General features: G+C 38.8%; 4 protein-coding genes. All 4 read right to left on the reverse strand.

Annotation, left to right across the window (positions count from 1 at the left end):
• Positions 1–533: 533 nt before the first annotated feature.
• Positions 534–1256 carry a thioesterase II family protein gene (locus LOK41_RS24170; RefSeq protein WP_241818636.1) on the reverse strand — a complete coding sequence of 241 codons (723 nt, stop codon included), beginning with the start codon at positions 1254–1256 and terminating at the stop codon, positions 534–536.
• Positions 1243–1947 (reverse strand): 4'-phosphopantetheinyl transferase family protein, encoded by a 705-nt coding sequence (locus LOK41_RS24175; protein WP_481748833.1) that lies wholly within the window; start codon positions 1945–1947, stop codon positions 1243–1245. Before LOK41_RS24175 ends, LOK41_RS24170 begins: the two co-directional genes overlap by 14 nt.
• Before the next feature lie 376 nt (positions 1948–2323).
• Positions 2324–17209, reverse strand: a complete 14886-nt coding sequence (locus LOK41_RS24180; RefSeq protein ID WP_241818638.1) for a non-ribosomal peptide synthetase — start codon at positions 17207–17209, stop codon at positions 2324–2326.
• Positions 17206–23676: a non-ribosomal peptide synthetase gene (locus LOK41_RS24185; RefSeq protein ID WP_241818639.1), complete on the reverse strand. Its 6471-nt coding sequence runs from the start codon at positions 23674–23676 to the stop codon at positions 17206–17208. The genes LOK41_RS24180 and LOK41_RS24185 overlap by 4 nt, the downstream gene beginning before the upstream one ends.
• Positions 23677–23678: the final 2 nt, after the last annotated feature.

Raw genomic sequence — 23678 nt, forward strand, 5'->3', positions numbered from 1 at the left:
GCGATACCCCTTAAAGAAAAACGACAATAGTAGCCGACGGCTAGCAAAATAATATCTTTCTTGAATTGTTTTCCTTTAAAATATCTCATGTCTGATTCTCCTAGATCCTGTTTTCTAGAGTGTAGCTTCATGTAGAAAACTTTGCAACAGAACCATTTATTGGATGATATAACACCCCAGGAAACGGGTGCTTTAATTGAATAACAAATAAAAAAGAAACACACATATCTATTATGTGTGTTTCTTTTATCTCCATATATTTACTAACCATAAAAATTAAAATTCCCCTTAAAATGAAAATGCCTGTTCGCATTGTGTTTTACAGTTGTACCGAGAAAAAAACAGCAACGCCTACGCGATCGAGCGATTCGAGAAAAGAAAAAAGGATTACCTATACAGAGAAGACGAATAACAATTACTTAGAATTTCATCATTACCTGTCATGGAAAAGTTCGTTTAGACACCTATCTTTTGATTCACTGATCCTTCAACAGAAGCTGTATTTTTCAACCATAAGTATACTTAGAAAGATTCTAAAAACTAGTTGATAATCTTGTAGAATCTAACTTTCTTATAATACTCTTTGCTATTTCTTCAATATTTTCATTTAGAAAGAAATGATTACCTTCAAAAGAATGAAAAGTACATATTTTACTTGTGTATTGCTCCCATTTTATTACTTTATCATATGTAGTAAATTCATCATTTTCCCCATCAAATATAAGAAAATCAATATCACATACTTTTATATTATTGTCATGAATGTACGTCTCGACAATTTTAAAATCTGCTCTTAGAATTGGGAGAAAAATCTCCATTAATTCTTCTGATTGAAATACCCCATATGGTGTACCTCCCATTGCAATAACTTCTCTTTTAAATTGTTCGTTAGAAAGATTATGTCGGATATTTTTTATTTTACTATTTGGATGGTTTCTACCGGACAAAACAAGAAATTCAGGCAATACATTTTTAGAACCCTGTATTTTTCTGGCTACTTCATAGGCAATCAAGCTTCCCATGCTATGCCCGAATAGAATGTAGGGCGAATGATCTATCTGCATAACTATATTATTGTAGACATCATTTACGGCCTCTTCCATACTTTGGTACAAGCTTTCTTCAATTCTATATCCTCTACCAGCTAACTCTATCGGGACTACCTCAATATATGGATTAAAGTAATTTTTCCATTTTGCGTAACTAAACGCAGATCCCCCAGCATGTGGAAAGCAAAAAAGTTTAGTCTTCTGCATTGATTTTCTCCTTACTTTCAAATTTGTATATATTTTGGCAAATTGTATAAATGTCTTTAATTATTATCTCTTGCGGAAATTCATCCCTTGTTGCACAAGCAGATATCTTATAATTTGGCTCAATGTTATATTGTCTAAAGTAAAAATTTTGAGGTATATACTTATATGAAATTAAAGTTCGTGACTCTTTTTTTATAGAGAATGAATTTAACGGGATATAAAGCCCTTTTCCAATCGTTTTTATATAACTTTCTTTTAATGTCCATAAATCATAAAAGTAATTAATTTGTTCATCAGAATTCATATTAGATATATCATAAAATTCTTCCTCTGAAAAAAATTCATTTGCTAATTTAAGAGCCTCTATTTCTGAAACTTTTTCTATATCAATACCCACATTAAAATTAGCAGTAGTACAAACCACCCATTCTCCTGAATGTGACACATTAAAATGAAAGTCAGAAAAATTTTCAACAAAAGGTTTTCCATACTCATTATATATAAATCTAATTTTTTCATTATTAATTTTATACTTTTGGCAGATTAGAGATCGGATTAACAACTCTCCTATCAAAGTCCTATTAATATCGCATAAATTTAATAAACGCTTCATTCGTTCTTTCTTCTCATTTGAAACCAAGTTACTAAGTTCCTTAAACAAATGTTTTTCAATATTCTTTGGTATTTTCACAGCTTGAATTTGTATGATAAATCACTTCCTTTTTAAAAGGATAACGTCATATATGTGCGTTACAGAAATTCAAATTCATTTTATATTTTGTCCTTATTAAATTGCATATACAATAGAAAAGGTGCATATTTACATATCAATGAAAATATACACCTTTCCTCAGCAATATCATCAACGCATTCGCTTCTATTACAACAAATTCAGAGCATTTACATCATACTATGGGTAACTCATAAAGGATTCTATGTCTCTACCAAGTAATTTTTGCATTATTCCCTTAAAAAGTAATGCTCTTGATATATTCATTATTGCCTACACTTGATGTGCAGTTATTGGGTTGCCCTTTTCGTTCATAGCGTTGCATCTTTTGTGCCCTCTACTTTTCCATTAATGAAAGGGATGTTTCTTTTATTCCTTCAAATTCATTTAATAGATACTTAGCTATCTTTTCAACTGCGGGGAAGTCTACTATTTCTTCATGTGATCCAGGGACAGAATACTTATTTACCCTTCCTTTTAATAAAGGTCCCCAATCTGTAAACAACTCTTTTCCTTCCTCAGCACTAAAGTAGATAACTTCTCCAGAGTATGGTATCAAATCATGCTCTGCCATTATGTTCAGGCATTTCCTATGAGCATTGATAACTTGCTTCAAATTCATAAGTTCTGCATCAGGCGGGATCACCCCTTCCATAATTAGTCGCTCCACAAGCATATCTTGTTGATAGACGATTTCCCCTTCCTGCTCTGTAAGATCTCTAGGAATGAAATGCTTAGATATATATGAGAGCATATCCTCCCTTGTTTTATAATCCTGGTCTGAAGGCACTTTAGTATCCATTAGTACTAATAACTCAACTTCTTCTCCTTGATTCCTTAGTACAATTGCGATTTTATAAGCAATTGCACCGCCTAAAGACCATCCTCCAAGACGATATGGGCCTTCTGGCTGAACACGTTTTATTTCTTCGATGTAAAGTTGAATTACTTCCGACAATGTCAACTCGTCAATTTCTCTCTTTTCTATAAGAGGATTCTGTAAACCATAAAATGAACAATGGTTCTTGAGCAATCTTGCTAGTTGAATGTAACAGAATACATTCCCCATAAACGGATGAACGCAGAAGAAAGGTCTTTTCTCTGATTCTTGTAGTTGAACCAGCGCTGATACAGATTTTGTCATATCATGCTTATCACGAATAAGGCATGCGATTCCTTCCACTGTTGGATTCTTAATCAATGTAGACACCTTAATCACTTTCCCAAACTTCTCCCTAATTTTTGAAACCAATTTGATTACAAGGAGAGAATGTCCCCCTCTATTAAAGAAATCATCATTTACATGGACATCTTCTATCTGTAGCAAATCCTGCCAGATTTTAATCAGCTGATATTCAATTTCATCCCTTGGAATGATTGGTGTAGAGAAGTTATTTTCCCTTTGAATAGTTAAACTGTTCAATGCCTTTTGATCAACTTTTCCATTCGTTGTAAGCGGAATCGTGTCTACCTTAATAAAGTGTGCGGGAACCATATAATTCGGTACTTGTGTCTTGAGATATTCACGCCATTCATGCATACTCCCATCTCCAACTACATAAGCGACCAATCTCTGCTCTCCTAATTTGTCCTCTGTTACCAAAACTACTGCTTCTTTTACCAATGGATGACTCTCTAGATTCGCTTCAATCTCTTCAAGTTCAATACGGAAGCCTCTAATTTTCACTTGATTATCAATCCTTCTCACGTAATCTAAATTACCATCAGGTAAATAACGAACCAAATCTCCCGTACGATATAAACGCTCTTCTTCATTAAATGGATGACGGATGAATCGTTCTGCTGTTAATTCTGGGCGATTCAAGTACCCTCTCGCTATACCTGCACCACCAATATATAGCTCACCTGTTACACCAACTGGGACAGGTAACAAATTATTATCCAATACATAAGTTTGAACGTTCGGCAACGGACGTCCAATTGTAACTCTCTTACTATCTGTATTGATATGATAGCACGTTGCATCAACCGTACATTCTGTAGGACCGTATACGTTATAAAAATCAATTTTTGCAGTCTTTACTAGCTGTTCCCATAATAACGGCATGATTGCTTCACCACCGACCAATATCTTGCTTGGTAAATGTACATCAGCACTTGTTTCTAGCAATCCTCCATCTATAAGTAATTGAAGTAATGAAGGTGTCATATCAAACATTTCCAATTCATTCTCCCTAATATAGGACACAAATTGTTCCGGATTAGTGCGAACTTCGCTTGGAATAATATATAAACTTGAACCATAAAGCAGCATTTGTAATTGCTGAATAGATACATCAAAGGCAATTGACGCATTTAAACCGACTCTCATATTACTAGGTATCTCATGTGAGAAAACTTCTTTTTGTAAACCATATGATAGGTTTATTACAGAATGGTGCTGTACTAAAGCACCATTTGGATTACCTGTCGAACCGGAAGTGTAGATAACATACGCTAAGTTTTCCCCTGTTACCTCACATATTGGTGAAAGTTTGCTTTCTCGAGAGATGATTGCTTGGTCCCTATCTAGGCAAACTGTCTTAATTTCTTTAGGTATCCAGCCCACTAATATCTCATTCGTAACTAATACTTGAATTCCTGTGTCTTCTAGAATATATCGCAGACGGCTTTCCGGATTCGATGGATCCAATGGAACATAAGCTGCTCCAGCCTTCCAAATTCCCATGAGACCAACAACCATCTCAACTGAACGATCAAAGCAGAGGCCAACCAATGACTCTGTCCCAATTCCACATTTCTGTAGATGATGGGCCAATTGATTAGCTCTTTCATTCAGCTCCCGATACGTTAGTTGCTGTTTTTCATCTACCACTGCCACCGCGTCAGGTGTACGATTTACTTGCTCTTCGAATAATTGATGAATCACATTCTCTCGTGGATAAGATATAACATTATCATTCCATTCTTCTAATAATTGTCTTTGTTCCGCTTCCGTAATATATACCAGCTCCGACAGAGTTTGATCAATGTTTTTGAGCATTTGCATTAACACTTGGTGTAAATGGCCCAGCATTCGTTCAATAGTTAATCTATTAAACTTACTACGGTCATACATTAACTTTAACGATAACTGGATTCCTGGAACTACAGCCAACCCTAATGGATAGTGGGTTTGTTCTACTCCTTCCAATTCACCAATTTCCAGATTTCCTGAAGATGCCTCTTTCACTGGATAATTTTCAAACACATATAAACTATTGAACAGCGGTGTTCCCCTAGGAACTTCACTCCAACCCTGAATCTCTGTCAAAGAAGCATACTCATATTGTCTTCTTTCTATCTCTTCCTCTTGTATCTTCTGCAACCAATCTATTACTTTTATATCATCCATCAATTGAATTCGCGTCGGTGACGTTGTAATGAAAGGACCTACGATATTTTCAACATCAATAATCTCCGTAGAACGCCCTGAGCTTGTTACCCCAAAGACAATGTCATTTTCTCCACTATACCGGCTCATGAGATATGCCCATGCGCCTTGAATTACCGTACTCAAAGTAAGTTTATTTCGTTTCGCCCAGCCTTGTAACGCTTGGGTCTGCTCTTCTGATAAATGAGTAACCTTCTCTGTGTACTCTTTTTCTTCCTCTTTACTCTCTAAGCCCAGCAAAGTTGGTGCAGTAAACCCTTTAAGTTTCTCTCTCCAGAATTGTTCCGCTTGCTCCTTATCTTGTTCTCTTAGCCATTGGATATATTTCTTATATGGCGATGACTTAGGTAACTTCACAGATTCTCCATTCATTCTCTTCTGATAGACTGTAAGTAATTCATTAAAGACCAGTGGTAAACTCCATCCATCCAGTAAAATATGGTGATGTGTCCAAACAATCCGATACTCTTCCTCACCTTCTTGAATGACCGTTACCCGCATCAATGGCGCTTCATCAAATAGGAAGGCTTGTTTTCGATCTAATGCCAAAAAGACTTTTCTTTCTTCCTCTATCTCTTCAGTTGTCATTGTGCGCCAGTCTTCTTTGTTTACCTTAAATGGAATATTTTCATACACCACTTGTAAAGGTTCTTCAATTTCGTCCCAAACAAATGCTGTACGAAAAACTTCATGCCGCTGAATTACAGATTTCCACGCCTGCTCAAAAGTAGGAATATCCATCTTCCCTTTAATCATAAAACTTAATTGCACTATATACGGTGCAACATGTTCATCCCCTTGGTCATGCAATGTGTGGAAGATCATACCTTCTTGCAAAGGTGATAGTGGATATAAGTCAGTAATTGGATAGTTCTTTCCACGATTCATCTTAGTTAATACTTTTGTCAAACTCGCTTGGTTAAGATTAGTCATCCCAAAATCCGAAACAGTCAGTGCAGATTCTCTATCTGAGGATTGAATCAATCTGCTCAGTTGATGAAGCATATTTTTTGCAATACTTTGAATCGTTAATTTCGCGAATTGTCCAACATTATATACCCAAGTGAACTGAAGTTTTCCATCCGTTACAACCCCAATTACATCAACTTCATGCGATCGCTTGGAACCGGCAGCATGATCTAAACGCTTAAATTTGTTCTCCGGAATAAACATTGCATCGTTAGAAAACATTTGGTCAAATTGTCCAAGATAGTTAAAACTAATAGACGGTGTATTTTGAGAGCCTAATTGCTCGCACAGTGTTGCGTTCATGTAACGCAACACTCCATATTCAACACCCTTATTAGGAATTTTTCGTACTTGTTCTTTAACTGCTTTTAATACTTCAATTGGCGTGTTGGCACCAGTAATATTTAAGTGAACAGGATAAATACTAGTAAACCAGCCCACGGTTCTCGATAAGTCAACCTCTTCAATAATCTCTTCTCGACCATGCCCCTCTAGATCCACGCTCAATATCGGCTGCCCTGTACATACTGCTGTAGCTTGTACCAATGCTGCTAATAATACTTCATTAATTTGGACACGGTGAGTGCTTAAAGTCTCTTGCAATAACATACGGGTCTTATTCTCATCTAGCACCACAGTAATTTCCTCAGTCACTACGCTTACTGGATCACTTACAGTAACATCTACTGGTAGCTTAACTACTTCTTGTTCGGACTGCTGCTCCCAGTAATGCAGTACTTCTTGCGATATTCCAGATTCAGCGTAATGGTGTAATTTCTCCGACCACTCTTTAAAGGATGTACTCTTCATAGGTAATTGGATTTTCTGCCCCTGAACTGCTTGAGTATAAGCTGTTTGCAGATCTTCCAATAAAATTCGCCAAGAAACACCATCCACTGCTAAGTGATGAATCGTCCAAAATAATCGGCCAGTCTTCTCACCCTCATCAAAATACACCATTCTCATTAACGGACCATCATGTAAATTCAAACTTTCTTGCGCAATATTAATCTCTTTTTGAATAATTTGATGCCAATTGGCTTCCGGCACTTCGTCTAATGAAATGACAGTCAGCATCAATTGTTCTTCTATTCCTTCATTCCATTGTTTCCAAGCCCCATCAGGTAAACGTTCATATCTTAAACGCAGGGCATCATGATGAAGTAGAAGATTACGCACTGACTTCTCCAGTGATACTATGTCCAGTTTCCCTTTCGTTCTAAAGAACATAGATTGATTCCAATGATGTGGGTTAGGATGATTTTGTGCAAAAAACCTTTGCTGAATAGGTGTAAGTATCGCATCTCCAGTTATAATTCCCTGTTCAGCTTGTACACCTTGTTCTTCTTTGACTACTTGTGCCAACTCTGCAATCGTTTGATGTTCAAATATTTGTTTTGGTGTCAACTGTAAACCAGCTTGCTTCGCACGAGAAACAATCTGAATGCTAAGAATTGAATCTCCACCAATTTCAAAAAAGTTATCATGAATACCAATACGTTTTGAACCCAGCACACGTTCCCAAATGATAGAAAGCTTATGTTCACGTTCATTTCTTGGGGCCACGTAGCCTTCTTGTGTTCCTTGATAATCTGGTATAGGCAACGATTTCCGATCAACCTTTCCATTTATGGTTAGCGGTAACTCTTCCATTTCGACAAAGTAGGAAGGTATCATATGGATTGGCAGTTTTGCTTTAAGATACTCGCGCCATTCTTCTAAACTGCCTTCGCCCACTACATAAGCTACCAGCCTCTTATCTCCCGACTGATTTTCCCTAACTGTTACAACTGCCTCTTTTACCAAGTAATGCTCCTGTAAGGTCGACTCAATCTCCCCAAGTTCAATTCGAAATCCTCTAATCTTCACTTGATTATCCATTCTTCCTAGATAGTCTATATTACCGTCAGGAAGATATCTCACGAGATCTCCCGTTCTATATAACCTCTCGCCTTCTTTGAATGGATGGGAAATAAATCGTTCGGATGTTAGCTCTGGACGATTCAAGTATCCCCTCGCAAGACCTGCTCCTCCGATATAAAGTTCACCCATCACACCAACTGGTACTGGTAACCAATTTCTATCCAATACATAAGTTTGAACGTTCGGCAACGGACGCCCAATTGTTACTCTCTTACTATCTTTTTTGATATGATAGCATGTTGCATCAACTGTACATTCTGTAGGACCATATACATTATAAAAATCAATTTTATCAACCTCTACAAGCTGTTCCCATAATGACGGCATAATCGCTTCGCCGCCGACCAATACCTTACTTGGAACATGAACGCCATCGCACGTTTCTAATAATCCGACATCTATAAGTAATTGAAGTAATGAAGGTGTTATATCAAAGATTTCTAATTTGTTCTCCCTAATATAAGCTACAAACTGTTCCGGATCACTTCGAATTTCGTTAGGAATAATATACAAACTTGAACCATACAACAGCATTTGTAACTGCTGAATAGATGCATCAAAGGCGATTGACGCATTTAAACCGACATGCATGTTAGATGGTATCTCATGTGCGAAAACCTCTTTCTGTAAACCATAAGACAAGTTTATTACAGAATGATGCTGTACCAAAGCACCCTTTGGATTCCCAGTCGATCCCGAAGTATAGATAACATACGCTAGGTTTTCTCCCGTTACCTCACATTTTGGTGAAAGAATACTTTCTTGTGAAATCATTGCTTGATCCCTATCTAGACAAACTACTTTGACTTCTTTAGGTATCCAATTTTCTAATGCTTCGTTTGTAACTAATACTTGAATTCCAGTGTCCTCCAAAATATATTGGAGGCGACTTTCTGGATACGATGGGTCCAATGGAACATATGCTGCTCCAGCCTTCCAAATCCCCATAATACCAACAATCATCTCAACTGAACGCTCAAAGCAAAGTCCAACCAATGATTCAGTCCCAATCCCACATTGCTGAAGATAATGGGCCAATTGATTAGCTTTTTCATTCAGCTCTCGATACGTTAACTGTTGTTTTTCGTCTACCACCGCCACCGCGTCAGGTGCACGATTTACTTGCTCTTCAAACAGCTGATGAATCGCACTTTCCTGTGGATATGCTACGGCATTACTATTCCACTCTTCTAACTGTTTTTGCTGTAATCCTGATAGTATAGGCAACTTGGCTAATGATTCTTCAGGATGTTCCACGATTAAATTCAACCAGTTTCCAAAATGTTCGGCCATAGATTCAATAGTTAAACTGTCAAATAAATCAGTCCTATAAACAAAATTAAGCAATAAACCGTCTTCCACTTCTGCAGCAGTTAAACTTAAATCAAACTTAGCGATTGGAGCGTTGCTCTCCATTACTTCTATATTTCGTCCATATAGATCTGGTAGCTCCTGTTCCGTATTTTGCAAAGTAAACATGGTTTGGAAAATCGGAGAATGACTTGTGCTTCTTTCAGGTTGGATAACTTCTACAATTTTCTCAAACGGAACATCTTGATACTCATACGCCTTCAATGCTTTTATCCGCACCTGTGACAACAACTCTTGAAATGCCGGTGCTTTACTTAAATCAGCTCGATAAACCAACGTGTTGACAAAGAAACCAATCAACCCTTCAATCTCTCGATAATTTCGATTTGCAATTGGGCTGCCAACAATAATATCCGATTGTCCTGTATAACGGGCAAGGAAACTTTGATACGATGCCAATAAGGTCATGAAAAGCGTGGCCCCTTCTTGACGACTTAGTTCGTTTAATTTATCCAGTAATGAGCGTGACAACAACACATTATGAGTTAATCCATGGTGTGTTTGCACTGGAGGACGCGGACGATCCATCGGCAACATTAAAACTGGTAACTCGCCAGATAATTCTTCCTTCCAATATGCAAGCTGTTGATTTAGTACTTCATCTTTCAACCATTCTCTTTGCCATTGAGCAAAGTCAGCATATTGAACTGGTAGTGGCGCAAGCTCTGCTGGTTTTTCACCAATCGCCTCCTCGTAAAATGCCATCCATTCTTGGAGTAAGATTTCCATCGACCATCCATCTGAGATAATATGATGCATATTACACAGAAGAACCCATTCTTCTTCTGAAACTTTAACGATTTGTCCACGGAACAATGGCCCTCGCTCTAAGTCAAATGGAGATTCGACTTCAGTTTGAATCCATTTCTCCAACTCTCTTTCTCTCTCCTCTAATGTAAGCTTAGTTAAGTCCATGTGCGGAAGAGGCCAGAAAATATAAGGTTGAATCTGCTGCACAGGATGACCGTTTACTTCATGAAATACCGTCCGCAAAGATTCATGACGCTCTATCAACTGATTCCATCCCAACTCCAATGCTTCAGGTAACCAATTCCCTGTAAGGCGGCATACCATTGGCATATTATAAAGTGCACTATTAGGTGCAAATTGATCGATAAACCATAGGCGCTGTTGGGCATAAGAAAGTGGAATGTTATCTCCTCGTTCCATCGGCATCAATGGTGGAATTTCTTCTCGTTTTTTGCTTCCCTTACGTAACTGATCTATTCGGTTTGACAATGCCTCGACCGTTGAATATTCGAACAGTTCACGTACAGGTAATTTAATTTGAAAGACTTCTTGCAAGCGTGAGACCACTTGTGTAGCAAGTAGAGAATGACCACCAAGTTCAAAGAAGGAATCCTGAACACCTATATTTTCTATTCCTAGCACTTGACTCCACACTGAAGCGATAAGTTCTTCTAGTGGAGTTCGTGCGTTAACGGTATTTTCAGTAGATAGTTCACTAGGTATAGGCAATGCCTTCAAATCAAGTTTTCCATTCGGTGTAAGTGGTAAAAATTCCATTTCAATAAAGTTTGTTGGGACCATGTAATTTGGTAAATTTGTTTGTAGATGCTCTCGCCACTCATGGGCACTTCCTTCACCAACTACATAAGCTACTAATCTCTTGTCACCTGGATCATCCTCTCGTACCAATACAACTGCTTCTTTCACTGAAGAATGTGCCTGCAAAACTGCTTCAATTTCTCCCAATTCAATCCGGAAACCACGAATTTTCACTTGGTCATCTATACGACCATGGAACTGGAGAGTACCATCAGAAAGATAACTTGCTTTGTCTCCAGTGTAATAGATACGTTCTCCTGATTTGAATGGATGCGGAATAAATTTTTCCTTTGTAAGATCCGGACGATTAGCATATCCGCGAGCAAGACTCTTTCCTCCAATATAGAGATCTCCAATTACACCAATTGGTACTAGCTGAAGATGAGAATCTAACACATAAACTTCTGTATTCGCAATCGGTCGACCAATCGATGGCGTACCTGTTGTCACTCCTACAGGTACATAACAATCCGTGGTAACAACGGTATTTTCCGATGGACCATACTGATTGATTACCGTAAAAGGAATATGTTTAGATGGATACTGCGTTAATTGATCCCCGCCCGTAATGATAAAACGAAGATTCGTCTTCTCTGGCCAAGATAATTTCAAGAGTCTTTCCAGAATAGGTGTAGGTGCAAAACTAGCTGTTATTCGCGAATCAATGAGCCAGTCTCTTAGTGCTTCTGGATTAACTCTCAGTTCCTCTGTTGACAAATAGAGTGCTGCACCTGCAGTAAGATACGGCCAAATCTCCTGGACAGCCGAATCAAAAGCAATCCCCGCAATCTGAGTCGCACGATCCTCTGCTGTAATACAATAAACTTCTTGATGCCAAGAGACCATATTCATTAATGAGCGATATTCAACCATGACACCCTTTGGCTTTCCTGTAGAACCAGAGGTATAGACGATATAAGCTAAGTTCTCTGGATTTACCTGCCGTGTAGGTGCGATTACACTTTCCACTGTTAATTCTTCTAACCTCACCATTTCGACCTGTTCGAAAAGGCCTTCTTGCCCTTCCGCCGTCACTACAATTTGAATTCCTGCATCTTCAATCATGTATTCTAACCTTGATTTTGGATACAACGGATCTAAAACGACATAAGCTCCACCAGCTTTTAATATGCCTAGTAAACTTGCCATGAGCTCAGCCGATCTCGGAAGATAAACTCCCACGACTGATTCTGGAGCAACTCCTTTTCGCTGTAAAACATTTGCCAATTGATTTGATTGTGCATCCAGTTCACCGTAAGTCCACTCTTTTGTTTGATCAACCACCGCAATCGCTTCAGGATTCTTTGCTACTTGTCCCTCAAATCTGTCGCAAATAAGACTCTGCGGGGACATTTCCATTACAGTGTCATTCCATGTTTCTAATAACAAAGTACGCTCAGATTCAGATAGCATGCTCAGACTGTGCAACGGATTTTGCGGGTGATGGGAAACTTCGTGTAGCCATTTCACAAAGTGCCCTGCCATCCGTTCGATAGTTGTAGCATCGAATAAATCCTTATTGTATTCAAAAGTAAAAAGTAAGCCCTCTTCCGTCTCAGCCACCATTACACTTAAATCAAACTTTGCGATTGGATTATGGCTTTCTATCATTTCAATATTTCTATCAGATAACACCGGGAAATCTTGTTTCATATTTTGCAAGATGAACATAGTCTGGAAGATTGGCGAATGACTTGTACTCCGCTCTGGTTGTATAACTTCTACAATTTTTTCAAAAGGAATATCTTGATATTCATACGCCTTCAATGCCTTTTGACGAACCTGAGACAGAACATCCTGAAATGTCGGTCTACCACTCAGATTAGCCCGATAAACCAGCGTATTGACGAAGAAACCAATTAGTCCTTCAATTTCTCTGTAATTTCGATTAGCAATTGGACTTCCGACCAGAATATCTTCTTGTCCCGTATAACGTGATAGAAAACTTTGATATGCAGCCAACAATGTCATAAAGAGCGTAGCCCCTTCTTGGCGACTAAATTCGTTCAATTTGTCATGTAGCGTGCTTGGCAGAGCCAGTGTGTATGTCGACCCGTGATGAGTTTGTATTGCAGAACGCGGGCGATCCATAGGAAGTTGAAGTACAGGAAGCTCTCCAGACAATTCTTCCCTCCAATATTGGAGTTGTTGATCAAGTACTTCTCCCTTCAACCATCCTTTTTGCCACTGAGCGAAGTCGGCATATTGAACCGGTAATGGTTCAAGTTCTGCTACCTTTCCATCCGTGGCTTTCTCATAGAATGCCATCCACTCTTCAAGTAGGACTCCCATTGACCATCCATCTGAAATGATATGATGTAGAGTACAAAGGAGAATCCATTCTTCCTCTCCCACTCGCAAAATACTTGTCCTGATCAGTGGGCCCTCGCCTAAATCAAATGGCACTTCTGCTTCTTGTTGAATCAAACGTTTAACTTCTTCTTCTCGGTCTTCAGGAGAAAGCATAGTTAAATCCATTTTTAGAATTGATCGAAAAGCATACGGTTCAATTTGCTGTACGGGTTGACCGTTCACTTCATGAAAGACCGTCCGCAATGATTCATGACGTTCTATTAGTTGATTCCATCCCGTTTCCAATGCCTCAGGTAGCCAACTCCCTGTAAGGCGGCATACCATTGGCATATTGTAAAGGGCACTATTAGGTGTAAATTGATCAATAAACCATAAGCGCTGTTGTGCATAAGATAGTGGAATAGTTTCTCCTCGTTCCATCGGCATTAGTGGCGGGATCTCTCGTTTTCTATCTCCTTTACGTAACTGATCTAATCGCTTTGCCAGTGACTCCACCGTTGCATACTCAAATAGTTCACGTACCGGTAATTCAATTTGGAAGATTTCCTGTAAACGTGACACTACTTGAGTAGCTAGTAGCGAGTGACCACCGATTTCAAAAAAGGAATCCTGAACACCAATATTTTTTATACCTAACACTTGGCTCCATACGGAAACGATGAGCTCCTCCACTGGTGTTCGTGATGAAGTAATATCTTCACTTATGAACTGTGCTTCCAATTCCAGTAAGGCTTTCCGATTCACCTTACCATTTGGAGTGAGTGGCATCCCTTCAATTTGGAAAAAGTATGCCGGAACCATATAATGTGGCAGTTGCTTCTTGAGATATTCACGCCACTCTCCAGTATCCCCTTCACCCACTACATAAGCTACTAATTGCTTATCTCCTGGTCGATCTTCCTTCACCAACACGACAGCCTCTTTTACAGATGAGTGATCATGTAAAGCTGCTTCAATTTCTCCCAATTCAATTCGGAATCCTCTAATTTTGACTTGGTTATCTATTCTTCCGATATATTCCAAGTTACGATTATTCATATATCTCACCAGGTCACCCGTTCGATATAATCGTTCCCCTTCCTTAAAGGGATGCGGAATAAAACGTTCAGTAGTTAAATCTGGTCGATTGAAGTAGCCACGTGCCAATCCTACTCCTCCAAGGTAAAGTTCCCCCGCCACACCAATTGGTACTACCTGTTGATATTGATCTAACACATACAACTCTGTATTATCAATTGGACGACCAATTGGAATAAGCATTGGTTCTTTTTCTAAATCACAATCATAATAAGTCACATCCACAGTCGCTTCAGTAGGACCATACAAGTTAATTAACTTTGTTTGCTGAACATTGTAAAAGATCCCCTTAAACCGGCGAACCTGCTCAGTGTTTAATGCTTCTCCACTAGTAAAAACTTGAATTAAAGACGATACATCCCTTTTCGAATTATATTGTTCCATATAATCTAAGAAAGTAGATAACATCGACGGAACAAAGTGCATGGTGGTCACACGATATCGTTCAATATACTCCTCAATCACCGCAGGATCTTTCTCTCCTCCTGGTGGAAGCAAACAAACACGCGCTCCTACAAATGACCACCAAAATAATTCCCAGACAGAAACATCAAACGAGAACGGTGTCTTTTGTAGGATTGTATCCTCCTCGGACAATGGATATTTTTTCTGCATCCACTGTAGGCGGTTGATAACGGAATGATGTTCAATCATTACCCCCTTTGGATTTCCCGTCGAACCCGAAGTGTATATGATATAGGCTAAGTTATTTGCTGTTACTCCACTCACTGGAGCTAAATTGCTCTCTTTAGAAATCATTACTTGATCCCGATCTAAACAAATTGCTTGAATATCTTTAGGTAACCAGTCCTGTAGTGCCTCTTTTGTTAACAGCACTTGAATTTGTGAATTCTCTAAAATGTATCTCAGACGGTTTTCGGGATAACTTGGGTCCAGTGGGACATAAGCCCCACCTGCTTTCAAAATCCCAAAGAGACCAATAATCATATCAGGAGACCGTTCAATACATATACCGACCAATGATTCAGGTCCGATACCTCGTTTTTGTAGAAAATGTGCCAATTGGTTCGATTTATCATTGAGTTCTTGATACGTTAGCTTTCCCCCCTCATAAACTACCGCCACTGCATCAGGTGTACGTGCAACTTGCTGCTCAAATAGCTCATGAATCATACAATCATGACCATAAACTACGTCCGTATCATTCCATTCTTCTAGGAGTTGTCTCTGCTCAGTGTCCGATAACATTGACAGCTTTGTATATGATTCATCTGGCTGATACGCGATTTCATTTAGCCAGTTCTCAAAATGGCCGGCCATACGTCCAATGGTACTACTATCAAATAAATCCGTGTTGTATTCAAATGAGACAAATAGACCTTCTTCCACTTCATAGGCAGTTAAGCTCAAATCAAATTTTGCACTAGACATATTACTTTCTACCATTTCAATACTTCTACCAGGCAAATCTAGTCGTTCTTGTTTTATATTTTGTAGCGTAAACATGGTCTGAAAGATAGGGGAATGACTCATGCTTCGTTCAGGTTGCACAGCTTCTACCACTTTTTCAAATGGTATATCTTGATATTCGTAAGCTTTTAACGCCTTTTTCTTTGTTTGGTTCACAATCTCCCGAAAAGTGGGGGTGCCACTCAAATCTGATCGGTAAACCAACGTATTAACAAAGAAACCAATTAATCCTTCTACTCCCTTATGATTTCGATTTGCAATCGGACTTCCGACTAGAATATCTTTTTGTCCTGTATAACGTGCAAGAAAGCTCTGATATGCAGCCATTAAAGTCATAAATAAGGTAGATCCTTCTTGTCGACTTAAATCTTTTAATTGACTGAGTAATCTAGAAGGAAAAATCACGTGATGCGTATCCCCAGAATAAGTCTGCGTAACCGGTCGAGGTCGGTCCACTGGCAGTTGTAATATAGGAAGCTCACCAGACAATTCTTCCTGCCAATACGTAAGCTGACGATTAAGCACATCACCTTGCAACCACTCCTTTTGCCACTTCGCAAAGTCTGCATATTGAATGGATAATGAACTTAATTTAGCAGGATTTCCGCCCGTTTCTTCTTCATAGAAAGCAAGTAATTCATTCATGAATATACCAATGGACCAAGCATCAGAAATAATATGATGCATCGTACACAGTAATAACCATTCATCCTTTTCTAATTGAACAAGCTGATTACGAATTAAAGGACCATTCATTAAATCAAATGGTTCTTGCGCTTCTCTCGCAATTAAACTATCTACCTCTTTTTCTTTTACTTCTAGAGGAAGTTGAGAGTAATCTCTTACAGGTAATGCTCTAGGAAGGAATTCGACAATTTGTTGCACAGGTTGTTCTCCTACTTTTTTAAAAACCGTTCGTAATGATTCATGACGTTCAATGAGTCGATTGAATCCCTTTTCTAATGCTTCAGGTATCCAATTTCCTTTTAGATGCCATACCGTTGGAATATTATATAAAGAACTGTTTGGGTTAAATCTGTCCATAAACCACAAACGTTGTTGTGCATAAGACAACGGGAGTGCTTCTTTATTCTCCTTTTTTTGCATTTGCTTCTGAAGCCATGCTCTCTTCTCAGGAGAAAGCGAACTCAGCTTTGCAAGTAAATCACTTCTCATTTTTTTACCCCTTCCTCAATCAAATTACTCTCGAATATCCCTTGTGCTTCTTCCTCTGATAGCTCTTCTAATTGCTTAAGCAGTTCAAGTAATTCTTCATCATTACTCACTTCTGCTTCATTTTGAATATAGTCTTGAAGACTTACATTCTCCTTACTATTATTCTGCATTTCTTGATTTTTGTTATAGAGCAATTGATCAATCTTTTCTGCCAATTGCCGCACTGTATGAAACATAAATAAATCATGCAATGGTATCTCAATTCCAAAAGCCTCTTTAAGATTGGAAACAGCTTGCGTAGCAAGTAATGAATGGCCACCAATTTCAAAAAACGAATCCTGAATTCCGATGTTTTCCATACCTAAAACTTCATGCCATATCGAAACGATTGTTTTTTCCGTAGACGTACGAGGAGCAATATAACCACTTGCTATCTCCTGTCTCTCTGGTGCTGGTAAGGCCTTCCTATCAATTTTTCCATTAGGAGTGAGTGGAAATGCATTCAATCCAACAAAATAGGCTGGAATCATATAATTTGGTAGTTGGTCCTTGAGATAATCACGCCACTTTTGAGCATCCCCGTCTCCTACAACATAGGCAATCAAACGTGGATCACCAGGATAATCTTCTCGCACCATCACAATAGCTTCGTTAACTAATGTATGCTTTTGTAATGTCGCTTCAATTTCTCCTAGTTCAATCCGGAACCCACGAATTTTTACCTGATGATCGATTCGGCCAAGATACTCCAAATTTCCATCCGGCAAATACCTTACTAGATCTCCAGTCCGGTATACTCGCTCTCCTTCTTTAAACGGATGCGGTATAAAACGATCTTGCGTTAAGTCAGGGCGTTTTAAGTATCCACGCGCTAATCCTGATCCACCAATGTACAGCTCACCAACTACACCAATTGGAACCATTTTTTGTTCAGAACTTAGTACATATACTTCTGTATTGAAGATTGGTTTACCAATTGGTGGTACCCTATGCATAACACCCTTTTCCAATTCCATATATGTGGAATACGTAGTATCTTCGGACGGTCCATATAGGTTGTACACCTTCTGAACCATACTTCTCTCGTATAAATCTTTAACAAGTGAATATGGTAACGGTTCTCCTGCCAAATTCATCACCTTTACCGAAGAAGGGATTGTTTTTGCTCGAACCAGTTCCTTCGCCGCCGATGGCACAGTATTGACCAAAGTCACACCCTTGGTAGACAACTTGTCTAGATGTAGAGCATTTTCAGCGACAATCACCTTACCACCCATCGTTAGGGGAACAAACACTTCAAAAACAGATAGATCAAAGGATAGCGAAGTTGAAGCCAACACTCCCGCTAAATCCTTTCGGGAATACGTGTGATGCGCCCAATGAATCATTGTTACTGTATTCCTGTGCTCAATCATTACCCCTTTTGGATTTCCAGTGGAACCTGAAGTATAGATAATATAGGCTAAGTTATCACCCCTCACTTCACTCGTACACACTGTAGCTACTTCTTGTTCTATTTCTGCTCGATCACGATCAATACAAATCACGTCAACGGATTTAGGTATAACCATTTTTTGCTGTAACTTTTCCTGTGTCACCAGTACCTTAATATGAGCATCCTCTAAAATATATTGCAGTCGACTTTCCGGATACGCTGGATCAATTGGGACATATGCTCCTCCTGCCTTCATAATTCCTAAGAGACCGACAATCATCTCGGATGAACGTGTAACGCAAATCCCAACCAATGATTCGCATACCACACCATTTTTCTGTAAATAATGTGCTAGCTGATTCGAGCGTTCGTCCAACTCTCGATATGTTAGTTCTTCATCTTCGCATGCTACTGCAATTGCTTCTGGTGTTTTTTTCACTTGTTCTTCAAACAATGTATGAATCGTGCTTTCTTGTATATCTACAACACCTGATTTATTCCATTCCTCTAGTAGTTGCTTATATTCTACTTTCGATAACATATTCAGTTCTGATAATAAATATTTTGGATGAGAGACAATTTGATTTAACCAATGTTCAAAATGACTTGCCATACGCTCAATGGTTGTATCATTAAACAAATCAGTATTGTATTCAAAGGTTAGCGATAATCCTTCTTTCGTCTCCGAAGCAAATAAACTCAAATCAAATTTCGCAATAGAAGCATGACTTTCCATGAGTTCCATGTGTCTTTCAGATAGCTGGGGAAACTCTTGTTTCGTATTCTGTAAAGTAAACATGGTTTGAAATATCGGTGAATGACTTGTATTCCGTTCCGGTTTTACGGATTCTACCACTTTCTCAAATGGAATGTCCTGATACTCGTATGCTTTTAGTGCTTTTTTTCGTACCTGCGACAAAAGTTCTTGGAACGTCGGATTTTCACTGAAATCAGCTCGATAAACCAACGTATTTGCAAAGAAACCTATTACCCCCTCAATCTCTTTAACATTTCGATTTGCAATTGGGCTTCCAACCAAGATGTCGTCTTGTCCTGTATAACGAGAAAGGAAGCTTTGATACGCTGCCATCAAGGTCATAAATAAAGTGGATCCTTCTTGCAGACTTAAATCTTTGAGCTTTTCCTGTAGGGAATTCGCCACCGTAAAGGACTGACTCGCACCACGGTGGGTTTGAACCGCAGGTCGAGGACGATCCATCGGTAATTGTAAAACCGGTAGCTCTCCAGATAATTCTTCCTTCCAATATTGAAGGTGTTGATCAAAATTCTCTTCTTTTTGCCATTCCTTCTGCCACATGACAAAGTCTGCGTATTGGACAGATAACTTCTTCAGTTCCACTGGCTTTCCGCTTAGTACTCCTTCATAAAAAGCCATCCATTCTTCAAGTAAGATTCCCATTGACCACCCATCCGAAATAATATGATGCATCGTACAAAGGAGAATCCATTCTTCCTCGTCCACTTTCAATATTCGTGTTCGAATCAGAGGACCTTGTCCAAAATGAAATGGTTCCTCCGCTTCGTTTTGAATGAGCCGTTTCATCTCTCTTTCCCTATCTTCCAAAGAGAGAACTGTTAGATCCGTTTGAGGGATATGTCTGAATACATGAGATTGAACCTGTTGAAAAGGTTCACCCTCTTGTTCTAGAATTATCGTCCGTAATGATTCATGACGCTCCAACAACTGATTCCATCCGGCCTCCAATGCTTCAATTGACCATTTACCTGTTAAGCGACATGCTGCATGAATATTGTACATCGTACTATTTGGCATTAATTGATCAATAAACCATAGACGTTTCTGCGCATAGGAAAGTGGAATAGATTTTTCCCGTGTCATAGGTACAAGGGGTGGAACCTCTCGTTTTTTATCTTCTTTGCGCAACTGATCTACTCGTTTCGCTAATGCTTCCACTGTATCGTGCTTGAAAAGCTCACGTAGCGGGATTTTAACCTGGAACAATTCTTGTAATCGAGAGACGATTTGAGTAGCTAGTAGTGAGTGTCCACCTCGTTCAAAGAAGGAATCCTGAATACCGATATTTTCTGTTCCTAACACTTGACTCCAAACCGAGGCAATAAGCTCTTCCGATGGCGTCCGAGGTAGAACATTTAAATCTCCTATAGGTTGCTCATCAGGTGCTGGCAAGGCCTTTCGGTCGATTTTCCCATTCGGAGTAAGCGGGAACTGTTCTAACTCTACAAGGTGCGCTGGAATCATATGATTCGGCAATTGGTTTTGTAAATACTCTCTCCACTTTCGGGTATTTCCATCGCTTATTACATATGCAACCAATCGTTGATCGCCTGGACAATCTTCTCTAACTAATACGACAGCCTCTTTAATAAACGAACATTTTTCTAAAGTCGCTTCAATTTCTCCTAGTTCAATTCGAAAACCACGCATTTTTACTTGATGGTCCATTCTACCTATAAATTCTAAATTTCCATCAGTTAGATATCTTACTGAATCTCCTGTTCGATATAGTCGTTCCCCCAATTGAAATGGATGCGAAACGAATTTTTCGGCAGTAAGATTCGGGCGATTTAAATATCCACGCGCTAAACCGGCACCACCAATATATAACTCACCCTCTATTCCGATTGATTGCAAGCGTTGATTTTGGTCTAATACATATAATTGCGTGTTCTGTATCGGCTGCCCAATAGAAACAATTTCTTGATTAGGTTGTAAGTCAAATGCATTTACATAAATAGTGGCTTCAGTTGGTCCATAAAAGTTAGTTAATTTTACTTGTCCGCTATGATTCCATTGCTGTTGAAATCGTCTAACCAACCCTGAGCTTAGTTCTTCCCCACCAGAAAATACATGACGCACGGACGAACAATTCATGTTTAATTCAATATGATTGAAGTGATCTAAGAAAACAGATAACATCGAAGGAACAAATTGAACAATAGTGACCTGATGTTTTTCAATCACTTCAGCTATAATGGAAGGATCTTTTTCTCCACCTGGAGGTAGGAAAGATACACTTGCTCCAACGTGAATCCCCCAAAACAACTCCCAAACAGATACGTCAAATGAGAATGGGGTTTTCTGCAGGACCACATCCTTTTCAGAAAGTGGATATTGATGTTGCATCCATTCTAGGTAATTGATTACTGAATGATGCTCAATCATCACTCCCTTTGGATTCCCTGTAGATCCTGAAGTATACATAACATACGCTAAACTTCTTCCTGTTACACCACTTATACATGGGGTTGATTCTTCTTTTTCAATTGCAGTATAATCTTTATTCATACAGATTGTTTCAAGATCTTCAGATATATATAAATTTTTCGAATTTTCTTCCGTCACTAGTACTTCGATTCCAGCATCCTCTAATATATAACGAAGCCGACTCTCCGGATAAGTAGGGTCAAGTGGAACATACGCCCCTCCTGATTTTAGAATACCTAATAACGTTATCATCATTTGTAATGAACGTTCCATATATACTCCGACTAGAGACTCTGGACCTACACCACGCTTTTGTAAATAATGAGCTAGCTGATTCGCACGCTCCTCCAACTCTTTATAGGTAATTTGTTCATTTTCGTAAATAGCCGCGATTGCTTCTGGCGTTTTTTTAACTTGCTCCTCAAATACCGTATGAATCATGCCTTCAGCTGAATATTTTACTTGAGTATTATTCCATTCCTCTAGCAACTGTGTCTGCTCTTCCATTGTTAAATGAGTAATTTCCAAGAGTTTTGAATCTAGACTCTTCGTCATCTGAATTAATACTTGCAATAAGTGACCCTGAATCCGATTTATTGTTTCTTCATTAAAATAGCTTCGATCATACATCAACTTTAAAGTAATTTTCTTACCAGGCATTACAATGATTGTTAAAGGATAATTTGTTTGTTCCGCGCTTTTAACATCTAGTAAACTTAAATCATCATTTCTCTCACCTTGAATTGGATAATTTTCAAACACATACAAGGTATGAAATAAGGAGCTATTCCGCGGAACTTCACTCCACCCTTGAATATCAACCAACGAATTATACTCATATTGTCTTCGTTCCATTTCTTTCATCTGTATTTTACGAAGCCAATCTACTACTGATGTATCATCCGTTAATCGAATTCTAGTAGGTAATGTGTTAATAAATAGACCCACCATATTCTCTGCTCCTATCAAATCCGTAGGACGCCCAGAGCTAGTTACGCCAAATACGATGTCACTTTCACCGCTATACCTACTCATCAAATAGGCCCATGCGCCTTGTACTAACGTATTCAATGTTAATCGACTATTTCGTACCCACTCTTGTAAATTCTCAGTGAGTTCCTCAGATACCTGATAAACATGCTCTCCATAGCCCTTCTCCTGTTCTTGATCCTTTCTTTCCATCGCTAATGGCGTAGGTGCATAAAACCCCTTTAATTCTTCTGTCCAAAATTCCTCTGCTTGACTTTGATCTTGTTTATTTATCCACTGGATATATTTTTTATAAGGAAGAGATTTAGGAAGATTCAACAATTCTCCCTTTATCATCTTGAGATAAACTTCCATCACTTCACTAAAGACCAATGACACACTCCACCCATCTAGCAAAATATGATGATGTGTCCAAATGATTCTTGTTTCCTCTTCTGCTTCTTTAATCGCAGTGACTCTCATCAACGGTGCTTCATCCAATAAAAATCCTTTTCTACGATCTGCAGTCAAGAATTGGTGTAATTTCTTCTCCCTCTCCTCATGCGAATGGGCACTCCAATCCTCTTGATGAATAGTAAAAGGAAGACATTGGTAAACTGCTTGCAGTGGTTTTTCTACTTCCTCCCACACAAATACTGAACGTAGAACCTCATGTCGATGAATAACATATTCCCAAGCCTTTTCAAAAGTAGCAACATCCAATTGCCCCCCGAGCAAGAAGCCTACTTGTACAATGTAGGAAAAAGAATGTTCATCATCTTGATCGTATAAAGTATGAAACAATATTCCTTTTTGCAAAGGTGATAATCCATATATATCTATAACGTCTCCCATCT

Origin of the sequence: Bacillus sp. TL12, from assembly GCF_022625245.1 — a bacterium.
GTDB lineage: Bacteria > Bacillota > Bacilli > Bacillales > Bacillaceae_G > Bacillus_A.

What these genes read in the sequence shown, in the direction of transcription:
- LOK41_RS24170 (WP_241818636.1), bottom strand. Translation starts at nt 1,256, where the DNA reads ATGCAGAAGACTAAACTTTTTTGCTTTCCACATGCTGGGGGATCTGCG.
- LOK41_RS24185 (WP_241818639.1), bottom strand. Translation starts at nt 23,676, where the DNA reads ATGGGAGACGTTATAGATATATATGGATTATCACCTTTGCAAAAAGGA.
- LOK41_RS24180 (WP_241818638.1), bottom strand. Translation starts at nt 17,209, where the DNA reads ATGAGAAGTGATTTACTTGCAAAGCTGAGTTCGCTTTCTCCTGAGAAG.